Source organism: Pseudomonas hamedanensis (assembly GCF_014268595.2).
In the GTDB taxonomy this organism is placed as follows: domain Bacteria; phylum Pseudomonadota; class Gammaproteobacteria; order Pseudomonadales; family Pseudomonadaceae; genus Aquipseudomonas; species Aquipseudomonas hamedanensis.
Map to the genome: position 1 here is coordinate 3,352,821 of NZ_CP077091.1, position 12,341 is coordinate 3,365,161.

Consider the following 12,341-nt stretch of genomic DNA (forward strand, 5'->3'; position numbering starts at 1 on the left):
TTTGTTACCTTCAGGGCCAGCCGTGATCACACTCGAAGAATATGTACAGGAAGACGAATCAAGCCCGTTTGGGCGGTGGATTTCCACTTTGAGTGTCCAGGCAGCCGCAAAGGTCTCTCATGCGATGGTCAGGTTGGAATTGGGCAATACTTCAAATATCAAATGGTTTGATGGCCTGGGTGAATACAAAATAAATTGGGGACCTGGGTACAGAATCTATCTGATACAAGAAGGAAAACGCCTGATTATTCTGTTCGGCGGAGGTGACAAATCTACTCAAAAGAAAGACATCAAACGGGTCAAGGCATTGGTAGCCGAATTCCGTACTCGAAAAAAAGCTGAACAGAACCGGAGGTAATTTGATGGTTCTCACTCGAAGCTACAAACATTCAATAGCGGAGCGCGCCCAGCGTGATCCTGAATTTGCTCAAGCATTGCTGGATGAAGCCGCGACTTTATTTTTGAATGGCGAGCCAGAGATGGCCAGGATAATTCTGCGCGACCTCATTAACGCCACCGTAGGTTTTGAAGAGCTCGCAAGGGAAACCGAGCGACCCAGTAAAAGCTTGCATCGGATGCTCTCAGCGAAAGGCAATCCGAGCATGGATAATCTCGCCAAAATATTCTCGGTAATCCGAACTACGCTTGGTGTAGATATGCAGGTTCATGCTGTCCCTGTGAATTGAGCAACCCGTAGCGCACTGCGACACCAAACCGCACGACGCTTTTTTACTTATCGGCGCTGATCAGGCTAAATGGGCCGCGCCTGATCGCCCACCCAACGGACCTGTCCCATGAACCGACGCCGGTTAGCATTTGCCTGGATCGCCTGCTTTGCAGTGCTGTTCAACATGCTCGCCATGCCGATGAGCGGGGCGATGGCGCAGACGGCCAGTACCCCGGCCGGGCAAATACTCTGGAGCAGTTTCTGCACCGGCAGCGGGATGAAGATGGTGGCGATCGACATCGGCGCCACCGATCAAAAGGCCCCGGCAAACGACAGCCATTCGAACATGCAGCATTGCTGGTGTTGCTCAGGCTCGGCGCCGCTGGTTGCGCTGCCGGGGCATTCGCCGCAGTTGTACTTCGCCCGATTCGAGAGCAATCGCAGCGTCGCGCCCGTCTCGCTGCAAGCCCCGACACCGCGCCAGCAATGGCCGAGCCTCAATCCCCGCGCTTCCCCTCTGGTCTGATTTGTTCGCGCAATCACCCGCGTTTCAAATCGTTCTGGAGAACTGCCATGTTCAAGAAACTCATCGTCCTCGCTGCGCTGTTGCTGCCGGCGTGCTTCGCCCACGCCCACGAATACAAAGTCGGTGCGCTGGAAATCGCCCATCCATGGTCGCAAGAGCTGCCGCCGAATGCGCCGACCGTAGCCGCCTATTTCATCATTCACAACACCGGAAAAACCGCTGACCGACTGCTCGGCGTCGACTCGCCCATCGCCCCCGAAGCGCAACTGCACGAGCATGTCATGCAGGGCGATCTGATGAAGATGCAGCAAGTGCCGGGCGTGGACATCGCGCCGGGCGGCACCGTGACGTTTGCGCCGATGGCTTATCACGTCATGCTGCTCAACCCGACCGATCGCAGCCAGCTCAGCGACGGCAAGCGTTTCCCGATGACCTTGCATTTCGACAAGGCCGGTGACGTTACCGTTGAGGTCGCCGTGCAGAAGAAGCCACCAGAAGCCACCCAGGCCCACGTGCACGCTCAGTAACCGAACCGGCTGACTTCGCCCATGCGTGCGCTGCGCATCAGGCCATCCACGCAACGCCGTCAGGCTCGACACCTGAGCCGCGGCAGCTGGATCGCCCTGTTCGCCATGTTGATGATTTTCATCGGCCCACTGATTTCCCAGTCGATGCCGATGGATCAACACGCCTCGACATCAATGCCAACCAGCCTGGACATGTCGATGGACATGCCGGGCATGGACCACAGCGACCATGGCGCCAAGCCCGCAGCCGAACACTGTCCGCCACAATCCTCGCACCATGTACTGTGGGAAAAGTGCGGCTATTGCAGCCTGCTGTTCAATTGCCCGGCACTGACCGGCGGCGGCGACTTCATCGCCTTCAACCTCCCGCCGCTGAATACCTTCACCGCGCCCTCGCCGCGTCTGGGCCATGCCCGCCAACCCTTCTTCCCCGGCGCTCGCTCCCGCGCCCCGCCCATCGCCGCGTAAACCCGCACCTTTGATTGCACACGGTTGAGAAGACAGCTCCAGGCTGCCGGCCGTGTTGTTGACGACTGTTCGATGGAAATTGTCATGCCCAGGTTTACTGCTGTATCACGCGTGGATTCTGCCCGCGCGTCTTTTGCCGCGAGCGAATCGCCGATTCGTTTCAGGCCCGCGACTGCCGCTCTTTGCGGCGTACTGCTGGCGCCATTGGCATTGGCCGATGATCACGCCGCGCACCGCGACGAGCTGAGCCCGACGGTGATCACCGCGATCGCCCCGAGTTCGCCGCTGACCATCGTCAGCAACCCCAAGGACCCGCGCCAACCGGTGCCGGCCAGTGACGGTGGCGACTATCTGAAAACCATTCCCGGCTTCGCCCTGGTGCGCAATGGCGGCACCAATGGCGATCCGGTGCTGCGCGGCATGTTCGGTTCGCGCCTGAACATCCTCACCAACGGCAGCATGATGCTGGGTGCCTGCCCGGGCCGGATGGACGCGCCGACTTCTTATATCTCCCCGGAAACCTACGACCAGCTCACCGTGATCAAAGGCCCGCAAACCGTGCTTTGGGGACCGGGTGCATCGGCCGGCACGGTGCTGTTCGACCGGGAGCCGGAGAGCTTCGGCGAACTCGGCACCCGGGTGAACGCGAGCATTTTGGCCGGCTCCCATGGGCGTTTCGACAAAGTTGTGGACGCTGCTGCCGGCGGGCCGCTGGGCTACGTGCGGGTGATCGGCAACACCGCGCATTCCGACGATTACCGCGACGGCAACAACGACATCGTCGCCTCGCGCTACGACAAGTGGAACGGTGACATCGCCCTCGGCTGGACGCCGGATGCCGACACGCTGATCGAACTCACTGCCGGCAAGGGTGACGGCGAGGCGCGCTACGCCGGGCGTGGCATGGACGGTTCGCAGTTTCTGCGCGAGAGCCTCGGCCTGCGCTTCGAAAAGTCCAACATCACTGACGTGCTGGAGAAGCTCGAAGCGCAGGTCTATTACAACTACGCCGACCACGTGATGGACAACTACACCCTGCGCACGCCGTCCGGCACCGGCATGATGGCGGGGCCCATGGCGTCCAACGTCGACCGCCGCACCCTCGGTGCACGCATCAAGGCGACTTGGCGATGGGCAGACATTGAGCTGATCACCGGTCTCGATGCGCAGACCAACGAGCATCGCCAACGCAGTGCCATGGGCATCGATACCTACAAGCATCTGCCCTACAGCAAGGACGCCGATTTCCACAACTATGGCGTGTTCAGCGAAATGACCTGGTACGCCGCCGAGCGTGATCGCCTGGTCAGCGGCGCGCGGCTTGACCGAGCCTCGGCCAGGGATTATCGGCAGAGCATCGGTTCGGGAATGATGACCCGCGCCAACCCGACCGCCGACGATACCCGCGCCGATACCCTGCCAAGCGGCTTCTTGCGCTACGAGCATGACCTGGCCGACAGCCCGGCCACGCTTTATGCGGGTCTGGGCCACGCGCAACGCTTCCCGGATTACTGGGAGCTGTTTTCGCCCAAGTCCGGCCCGGCCAGATCGCTCAACGCGTTCGATTCGATCAAACCGGAAAAGACCACACAGCTCGATTTCGGCGTGAACTACAAAAGCGCCGGACTCGAGGCCTGGGCCTCGGGCTATCTAGGCGTGGTGCGCGATTACATCCTGTTCGATTACACCCCGGGAATGATGGGCATGAGCACATCCCGCGCCGAGAACATCGACGCGCGGATCATGGGTGGTGAACTCGGTGCCGCTTACAAGCTCAGCGAACGCTGGAAGGCCGATGCGACCCTGGCCTACGCCTGGGGCAAGAACAGCAGCGACGGCACGGCCCTGCCGCAAATGCCGCCACTGGACGCACGTTTCGGCCTGACTTACAGCGAAGAAAACTGGAGCGCCGGGGCACTGTGGCGCGTGGTGGCCGCGCAACACCGCATCGATCAGAACAAGGGCAACGTGGTCGGCAAGGATTACGCCCAGAGCTCGGGTTTCGGCGTGTTTTCGCTCAACGCTGCCTACCGGATCAACCGGCACTGGAAGGTCAGCAGCGGCGTCGACAACCTGTTCGGCAAGGCTTACGCCGAACACCTGAACCTGGCGGGCAACGCCGGATTCGGCTACCCGGCCAATGACCCGCAAGCGATTAATGAACCGGGGCGCACGCTCTGGACCAAAGTGGATATGAGCTTCTGATAGTCAACCCCACCCCATGTGGGAGCGGGCTTGCTCGCGAAGGCGGAGTGTCAGGCGACATCAATGTTGAATGTGCCGCCGCTTTCGCGAGCAAGCCCGCTCCCACAGGGAATGCGATGTTGCAACCTGAACGAACAACGAAAAGAACCAAGCCTAGCGGAGCACACGTGATGCAAAAGCCCCAACCGAATTTCTACAACCTGGCCTGGCGTTGGCATTTTTATGCCGGTCTGTTCGTCGCGCCATTCATGGTCATGCTGGCGCTGACCGGGATCATTTACCTGTTCAAGCCGCAGCTCGATTCATTGATGTACAGCAGCCTGCTTGAAGTGCCGAGCGGGCACCACACCGTGCCGGCCGATGATTTGCTGCAGCGGGTCAAAAGCGCTTATCCACAAGGCCAGGTAACGCAATACCTGCCCCCGCCGAACGCCGAGCGCAGCGCGCAGTTCGTGGTGAAGAATGCCGGGCACGAACTCAACGTGTTCGTTGATCCCTACCACGGCGACATCCTCGGCGAGCAGGACGCCAAGCAGAATCTCCAAGCCATCGCCCGCGCGATTCACGGTGAATTGATGATCGGTACCGTCGGTGATCGCCTGATCGAAATGGCCGCCGGCTGGGGCGTGGTGCTGGTGGTATCCGGTCTGTTTTTGTGGTGGCCGCGCGGTCAGGCCGCCGGCATTCTGTGGCCACGGCTGAACAGCCGCGGCCGTGTGTTATGGCGTGATCTGCACGCGGTCACCGGCTTCTGGGGCGCGACCTTGTTGCTGCTGATGCTGCTCAGCGGCATGACCTGGACCGGCTTCTGGGGCAAGCAATACGCGCAGGTATGGAACGTGTTCCCGGCGGCGATGTGGGAGAACGTGCCGACCTCGGACATCGAAGCCCGCAGCCTCAACAGCGCTACTCGCCAGACCGTGCCCTGGGCGATGGAAAACACACCGATGCCGATGTCCGGCGACCACGCCGAACACATGGCTCATGGCAACGCCCACGCCGGTCCCGCCGCCCCCGCCGTCAGCCTGCAAGCGGTGCAGGACATCGCCAGCGAACGCAAGGTCGAACCCGGCTACAGCATCACCCTGCCGACCACCGCCACCGGTGTGTTCACCATCGCCGTATTCGCCGACGACCCACGCAACGACGCGACCCTGCATGTCGATCAGTACACCGGCAAGGTCCTCGCCGATGTGCGTTTCGAGCACTACGGCACGGTCGCCCGAGCCACCGAAATCGGCGTGATGCTCCACGAAGGCAAAATGTTCGGCACGTTCAACCAGATCGTCGTGCTGCTGATTTGCCTGATGATCCTGCTCAGCGCCGTCAGCGGTGTGGTGATCTGGTGGAAGCGCCGCCCCGAAGGCAAATTCGGTGTACCGCCGCTGCGCCATGATCTGCCGACATGGAAAACCGGCGTGGCGATCATGCTGGTACTGGCGGTGGTGTTTCCGTTGGTGGGGGCTTCGCTGGTGGTGGTGTGGTTGCTCGATCGGTTTGTGCTGCCGCGAGTCGCCCGGCGCACGGCTGATATGCCACGCTGAGATAAGTGGAGCGGGCCGTTTCTACTGCCCGCTCCAGCTTTTTTATACAGACTTACAACTCGTCGCGCAGTCTGACAGGCCCCGGAGTCGGGCTCTGCTGACGTCGGGTCCGCCAGGTGTTGCCCATGCGGCCGGTCTGATGCCAGTAATGGCCGGCCACCAACACCCTGAAATCACCCAGTTCCATTAGCCGTGCCAGAAACTCCCCGGGACTGAGCCGGCTTACCCAGCGTCCGCCCTCAAACGTGACGGCCCGGGTCGACAACAGATTTTTTTCCGCCTGCGAATACACAGGGGTGTACTTGAGCAGCACGCCATGCGGTGTCGAATAGTAATAGTCCCGGATACCCAGGCCTTTCTCGACAGGTTCATGGGTATGCGCAAGCACCAGCGCAGGCGAGGCGAAATTCGCGTACACCTGATCGGCATCCGGCACCAGCAGGGTGTTGCCTGAGACGTGGAATTGATGGGTGGCCATCAGCGCATATCCCGCAGGGTAACGCGGCGCCGGGTTACGCCAACTGACGGCAGAATCTGCCCCGGTGCGGACTATGCGCACCAGCGGATTTTCTTCGCCGACGACATAAACCATCGGCTCCAGTGGCACAAATCGGCTGCTGGACTGCTGCGCCAGAACCGCGCCCTCGTAACCGGTGTCGACCACGGCGTCATCCGTTCGCTGATGGGCATAGCGGGCCGCGTCGTCGGGATGATGGAATATCGGCCCCAGCGCCGGAACCGGATGATCCCGCCAGCGCTGCTCGGCGCGGACATCGACCTGACGCGGCTGCCAGTCTTGCGCCACTTGGCCATGACGCGACCAGTATGCGCTGGTCTCGATCACATCGAGCTGGCCGGCGTGGGCCATCCGGCGCACATAGTCGGCAAACTTGAAGGTGCCATCGGCAATGTCGCGCTCATCGATTGCCGCCTGCTCCATCGATACAAAGGCGTTGGGGCGCAATTCGATCTGGCCGAAGCGGTCGTGGAACTCACCGGGTTCGAACGCATGGAGTTGCAGGCGCAAGAGCGCGCCGTCGGCGCAAGAGAAATAGATGGGCCTGTATCCCTGTGGTGTATTGGCCTGCGCACACGCCCGCTGCACGTCGCTCAGGGGGAAACAGAAATACTGCAAATCATCGTTCGGCGCGCCAAGAGCCGGCAGTGCCGAGCGCAGATAAATCCCGTACAGGGCAAACCCTTCAGTGAGCTTGCCTTGCTCGAATACCCGATCAAGTGCCAGCGCCGACTTTTGCACTTCGACTGGCAGGCTGGCGATGTACAAACCCTGCGGCGAGCAAGAGATGAAACCGAAGGTTTGGGTGTCTCGACTCAGCAAAGCCTCGTGAACATACCGCGCAGCCGCATCGGCCTGAACAAATGCCGGGCTGCACGCCGGAGCGCTCGTGGCTTTGCTGTAACCCGACGGCGGCGGCAGGCTGATCGAAGAGGTCGGCCACTCGCTCACCGTACCGGGCAGGCCCCACAGCAAACTGCCGACCACCACGTTCAGGTGACCGGTCTTGGCCAGAGCGTCGACCCACGCAGAGGGCAGCAACTCGCCACTGTGAATGCATTGTTTGATCTTTTTCGCATCGAACGACTCAGGCACCGCCTGGTACTCGGCCAAGGTAAACAGAAAATCAATGAACAACTGATCCCACAGTCCAGGCTCATAACGAATCACGGCACCGTCCGGCGCGAACAGGTATTCACTCAAGTGCCTGTCCCGCAGGTGCACAAATACCGAATACAGCGTGTGGACCGAGAGCATGTTGGCGTAGATCTGCTTCTCCACTGACGACAACAGCACTGAAAGTTCTCTGGCGACTCTTGAGCGATAACGTGCGATCACCCGGCAGCCCGCCGGAAACGAGCCGAGTGCCGGATTCTCCTCCGGGTAGATTTCGCCGATGTCGAAATCCTCCCGGGATATTTCGATGGGCGTGGTCGCGACATACAAGCCGTCGGTCCTTTTCAGGATTACGCCGCCATAAGGCCTTTGCGTCATGCCGGGTATAAGCCCTTTGGCATATACCGCCGCGTCATCGGCGCTTTGAAACACCGGCGTCAGCTCCCGGCGTTGCGGGTAGGCACTCGGTTGCCAGTCGGTCGTGACAAGGCCTGCCCTGTCCCAACACCGGCTCGTGCGCATGACCGTCAGTTCGCCGCTGCTGCCGACGACCCGGACAAAGTCCTCTGCCTGCATCAGTCCCTGGACAAGATTGCGCTTGAGCGTGTCCAGGCGCAGCAGGGGTGAATCGTCATCAAACAGCGTGCTGGTCGAGTGTTTTACATATTTGAGCAGCGCACCATCGTGGGTGGAGATATACAGCGCAGCCGTTGCCAATGGCGCGAGCGAGCGACGGCGCGCGTAATACACCGAGATCGCCAGATCGTCAGGCGCGATAAAGTGCTGCGCCAGCCAGGCATCGGCAGCATTCGCCGGCAGCTTTACCCGTTGGCGCGAGTAGAAGCAGGCGTGCAGGTGAAAGCCTTGCGGGTATTGATACCAGGGTGGCGTTCGCTGCACACCGAACACGGCTTGCAGCTGGAATACGTTGTTGCGCTGGTCGCTGACGGGCACCAGTTCACTGGCAATGTAGGCTTCGCGACTGTCGTGCTTGAGGATGAAGCCGAACCACGGACGAGCCTGATCCTGTAGCCGTGTGTCGTGCGCATAACGGTCCAGCGCCGCGTCATCAGCACTGGAGAACATTGCGCCGAAGGACACCGGTTCAGGGCGCCTCAGGGTCGAAACCGCAGTCAGGAGCGGCGCAGACCACGTCGCCGCTATTTGCCCACGACCGCCCCACAGAGTGTTGTCCAGCAGGGTCGTCATGCGAGCGGCCGCGGCCTGCTCGCGAATCAACGCTTCAGGCAGGACAGTGCCATTGTCCAATCCCGCCGCCAATGCACCGGGCTGTTCGGGCGTGCCCAGACGACTAGACAAATCGCGCGCCAACGCTGTTGCGGACGGTTGATAGCTGATCAGACTGTTTGGCGCGCCTGAAACATACAGCGCGATGTTGTCGAGCAACACCTGCCGGGTCTCTTCGACACTGAGCATCTGCAGGCTCAAGGCAGCCTGCTGACGACTCCAGTGCAAACTTTGAACGTGCAACGGGTCGAGCCGCGACAAGGCTTCGTGGGCGACATACCGGGCATGCAGCACGCAATCGTCGGGGAAAATCGGCCTCCCGTTGCTGTCGAGGGGATAGAGCGTGCCCAGCCTCAGCGAAGCGATGTCTCCCGCCAGCGGTTCGGTCGCAACAAACCCTTCTGGAGTCTGAAAGACATAGCCGACGCGCTGACGCTCGCGGCGCTCGCCGATCTGTTCGTGGGCATACCGCGCGGCATCGTCCGCCGATAAAAATGAGCGACTCAGCACCGGCCAGTGAAAGTCCGCGTATGGCGTCCAGTCGAGGTCGACCCGACCGAGCCGCGCCCACAGCGGGCTACCCCGGAGCACCTCAACGGTACCTGCGAGGACCAGCATCGCGACAAATTCGCGCGGACGCAGGGCGCCGCTCGCAAGTTTCGCCTGCACGCCGCCATCGCCAATCGTTCCGTCGGCCTGGGCAACACTCAGCGCCGCTTCGATCGGGCTGCCGCTGAAGGTGTATTTCAGCATCGCGGCGTCCTTTGTCTGCAAGTACAACGACAACGGTTCGCCGGGGGCAGACAGTTGCCGGCTTTTGCCATGGCAGGCGACGGCCCAGGCGATTGCCTGTGGCGTGAAGAAACTCTCGTATAACCACGGTTGGGTGGCAGGTAATTGCGCGCGGGGCGGTCCGGATGCGTCATAAAAACCCTCCAGCGCGTAACCGTCCGGAAGCTTCAGCTGACCACCCTCGCCGGGCGGAAACAACCGCGCAGGGTCCCACGCCGCCAGTCCTGCCGGGCGCGCCAGCGTCGCCACGAACGCCTTGCCTGTAAGGTCCCTCAGCAGCAGGCCTGAAGTCTGCGCGCCTTTAAGTTTCAAGGCAGCCAGCACGGCGCGTTCGGCAGTGGAACAGACGCGGGTCATCAATGGCATTTCGCGCACCACGCCTTGGGCAAAGGCTTTGCCCCGCTGCCAATTACGTGGCACAACGCCGACGGAGTTACCCCAATCAGCATTGGAAACGACCACCTTGAGTTCACCGACAGTGGCAAACTTTCTGATGATGCTTGGCACGTCATAGGTCCCGTGCGGATGGCCGGGGGGCGAACCCGCGTCGTGCCAGCTGTAATAGTTGAATTCTTCCTCCGAACCGCTGGGCGAATACTTCAGCAAGGTGCCATCGGGGCCAGACAGATAAACGCTGGGGAAGACCTCCTGATTAGCCACATCGCCAATGAAATCCTCACTGGAGAAGAAGTTGATGAACAGCCGCAGGTTCATTTCATCCAGATCCGGATAAAGCTTGCGAAAGACTCCATGGCGAGGCGGATGGCTGTGAATGTTGGCTGCGAAGCTGTAGCCCTTGGGTGGCACCAGCAAGCTCGACGCATCGAGTTCGATAATCGTGGTCAGGTCGAAGCTGCTGACATCGCCAGCAATGGGTGAAGTGGCAACGAACTTACCGTCCGGACGCTGCAGAATCACACTTCCATATTCTCTGTCCGCCTGGAGCGGAACACGCAAATGAACCCAATAAGCAGCATCCTCTTGCGTAAGGAACGCTGGACTTAAAGGTGGGAGTTTTTTTGTCGCGGAACCCGCCGCACGGCCAGACCGGCCCGACACATCATTCATAAGACATCCTGCGCAAAAGAGATCGGCATAAACATCGAATGAGTGTCTGCCCGTCCCGCGCGCAGCCTGCGGTACATGTTTATCGTTTCTGTATCGATTTGCGCGCCTGCGACCGGCGCCCCAATCTGGCGCACCCTACTGCACCAGCGCGCCCGCAATGTTCGTTGCTGGTGCGCACCCTCTGCGCGCAACCGCTCTAAAACGACATTTTGCTGCCTGGACCCGACCGGGCACAGCCCTTGCAAAACAGCCCTTCAGTCGTCCGCCTCTGCCAACCAGAAAAATTAAATGTTCACGGAGATCGCACAATGAAGCGTCGCAGTTTGATCAAGGCTTTCACACTCTCGGCAAGCATTGCCGCGATGGGCATGACCTGGACTGTTCAGGCGGCCGAAACCATCAAGGTGGGAATTCTGCATTCGTTGTCCGGGACCATGGCGATCTCCGAAACATCGCTCAAGGACATGGCGCTGATGACCATCGACGAGATCAATGCCAAGGGCGGCGTCAATGGCAAGCAACTCGAAGCCGTCGTGGTCGATCCAGCGTCGAACTGGCCGCTGTTCGCGGAAAAGGGCCGGCAACTGCTGACCCAGGACAAGGTGGCGGTGGTGTTCGGTTGCTGGACCTCGGTGTCGCGCAAGTCGGTGCTGCCAGTGTTTGAAGAACTCAACGGCCTGCTGTTCTACCCGGTGCAGTACGAAGGCGAAGAGATGTCGCCGAACGTCTTTTACACCGGCGCCGCGCCAAACCAGCAAGCGATCCCGGCGGTTGAATACCTGATGAGCGAAGAAGGCGGCAGCGCCAAGCGCTACTTCCTGCTCGGCACCGACTACGTCTATCCGCGTACCACCAACAAGATTTTGCGCTCGTTCCTGCATTCCAAAGGCGTGGCCGACAAAGACATCGAAGAGGTTTACACACCGTTCGGTCACAGCGACTACCAGACCATCGTTGCCAACATCAAAAAGTTCTCCGCCGGGGGCAAGACCGCCGTTATTTCTACGGTCAACGGCGATTCCAACGTGCCGTTCTATAAAGAGCTGGCCAACCAGGGCCTGAAGGCCACCGACGTACCGGTGGTGGCGTTCTCGGTCGGCGAAGAAGAACTGCGCGGCATCGACACCAAACCACTGGTGGGCAACCTCGCGGCGTGGAACTACTTCGAGTCGGTGGAAAATCCAGCGAACAAGAAATTCGTCGCCGACTGGAAAGCCTACGCCAAGAAACACAACCTGCCGGGCGCCGACAAAGCGGTGACCAACGACCCGATGGAAGCCACTTACGTCGGTATCCACATGTGGGCGCAGGCGGTCGAGAAAGCCAAGTCCACTGACGTCGACAAGGTTCGTGAAGCGCTGGCCGGGCAGACGTTTGCCGCACCGTCGGGCTACACCCTGACCATGGACAAGACCAACCACCACTTGCACAAGCCGGTGATGATCGGCGAGATCCAGAGCGACGGTCAGTTCAACGTGGTCTGGCAGACCGAAGGCCCGATTCGCGCCCAACCGTGGAGCCCGTTCATTCAGGGCAACGACAAAAAGCCGGATTATGCGGTGAAGAGCAACTGAGTCACCGGGTGTCAGTCTTGCGCCTGGCGTGAGGCTGATGCAATTCCCAGTGGGAGCGAGCTTTTGTGGTGAGGGGATTTATCCCCGAT

At 60.5% G+C, this 12,341-nt stretch carries 9 protein-coding genes; 8 read left to right on the top strand and 1 reads right to left on the bottom strand.

Translation table 11 applies throughout. The features are described from left to right. The first annotated feature begins 22 nt into the window (after positions 1 to 22). From HU739_RS14530 to HU739_RS14560, 7 genes are all read left to right on the top strand, one after another. The gene (locus HU739_RS14530) at positions 23 to 358 is read left to right on the top strand and encodes a type II toxin-antitoxin system RelE/ParE family toxin (RefSeq protein WP_186547518.1); all 336 of its coding nucleotides are present in this window, start codon (positions 23 to 25) and stop codon (positions 356 to 358) included. A 4-nt stretch (positions 359 to 362) separates the two neighbouring features. After that, positions 363 to 686, top strand: coding sequence for a helix-turn-helix domain-containing transcriptional regulator (locus HU739_RS14535; RefSeq protein ID WP_186547520.1), 324 nt, complete (start codon positions 363 to 365; stop codon positions 684 to 686). Positions 687 to 794: 108 nt separating this feature from the next. Further along, the gene (locus tag HU739_RS14540) at positions 795 to 1,193 is read left to right on the top strand and encodes a DUF2946 domain-containing protein (RefSeq protein WP_186547522.1); all 399 of its coding nucleotides are present in this window, start codon (positions 795 to 797) and stop codon (positions 1,191 to 1,193) included. Between the two features lie 47 nt (positions 1,194 to 1,240). Further along, positions 1,241 to 1,720 (top strand): copper chaperone PCu(A)C, encoded by a 480-nt coding sequence (locus tag HU739_RS14545; RefSeq protein ID WP_186547524.1) that lies wholly within the window; start codon positions 1,241 to 1,243, stop codon positions 1,718 to 1,720. 21 nt (positions 1,721 to 1,741) lie between these two features. Further along, positions 1,742 to 2,188: a DUF2946 domain-containing protein gene (locus HU739_RS14550; RefSeq protein WP_186547526.1), complete on the top strand. Its 447-nt coding sequence runs from the start codon at positions 1,742 to 1,744 to the stop codon at positions 2,186 to 2,188. An 84-nt stretch (positions 2,189 to 2,272) separates the two neighbouring features. After that, positions 2,273 to 4,393, top strand: coding sequence for a TonB-dependent copper receptor (locus tag HU739_RS14555; protein ID WP_186547528.1), 2,121 nt, complete (start codon positions 2,273 to 2,275; stop codon positions 4,391 to 4,393). 170 nt (positions 4,394 to 4,563) lie between these two features. Continuing rightward, a complete protein-coding gene (locus HU739_RS14560; RefSeq protein ID WP_186547530.1) occupies positions 4,564 to 5,937 on the top strand; it encodes a PepSY-associated TM helix domain-containing protein in 1,374 nt (457 codons plus the stop codon). Positions 5,938 to 5,989: 52 nt separating this feature from the next. Here the strand turns inward: HU739_RS14560 and HU739_RS14565 are convergent, their stop codons facing one another. Then, on the bottom strand, positions 5,990 to 10,678 hold the full coding sequence (locus HU739_RS14565; RefSeq protein ID WP_225922736.1) for a DUF4329 domain-containing protein: 4,689 nt from the start codon (positions 10,676 to 10,678) through the stop codon (positions 5,990 to 5,992). 308 nt (positions 10,679 to 10,986) lie between these two features. On the opposite strand from HU739_RS14565, the gene urtA reads away from it, so the two are divergent. After that, positions 10,987 to 12,252 carry an urea ABC transporter substrate-binding protein gene (urtA, locus tag HU739_RS14570; RefSeq protein ID WP_186547534.1) on the top strand — a complete coding sequence of 422 codons (1,266 nt, stop codon included), beginning with the start codon at positions 10,987 to 10,989 and terminating at the stop codon, positions 12,250 to 12,252. The last annotated feature ends 89 nt before the right edge of the window (positions 12,253 to 12,341 follow it).

Excerpts from the sequence above, each read along its gene's own strand:
- HU739_RS14555 (WP_186547528.1), top strand. The coding sequence starts at position 2,273 with ATGCCCAGGTTTACTGCTGTATCACGCGTGGATTCTGCCCGCGCGTCT.
- HU739_RS14560 (WP_186547530.1), top strand. The coding sequence starts at position 4,564 with ATGCAAAAGCCCCAACCGAATTTCTACAACCTGGCCTGGCGTTGGCAT.
- HU739_RS14565 (WP_225922736.1), bottom strand. The coding sequence starts at position 10,678 with ATGAATGATGTGTCGGGCCGGTCTGGCCGTGCGGCGGGTTCCGCGACA.
- HU739_RS14550 (WP_186547526.1), top strand. The coding sequence starts at position 1,742 with ATGCGTGCGCTGCGCATCAGGCCATCCACGCAACGCCGTCAGGCTCGA.
- HU739_RS14540 (WP_186547522.1), top strand. The coding sequence starts at position 795 with ATGAACCGACGCCGGTTAGCATTTGCCTGGATCGCCTGCTTTGCAGTG.
- HU739_RS14545 (WP_186547524.1), top strand. The coding sequence starts at position 1,241 with ATGTTCAAGAAACTCATCGTCCTCGCTGCGCTGTTGCTGCCGGCGTGC.
- urtA (WP_186547534.1), top strand. The coding sequence starts at position 10,987 with ATGAAGCGTCGCAGTTTGATCAAGGCTTTCACACTCTCGGCAAGCATT.
- HU739_RS14535 (WP_186547520.1), top strand. The coding sequence starts at position 363 with ATGGTTCTCACTCGAAGCTACAAACATTCAATAGCGGAGCGCGCCCAG.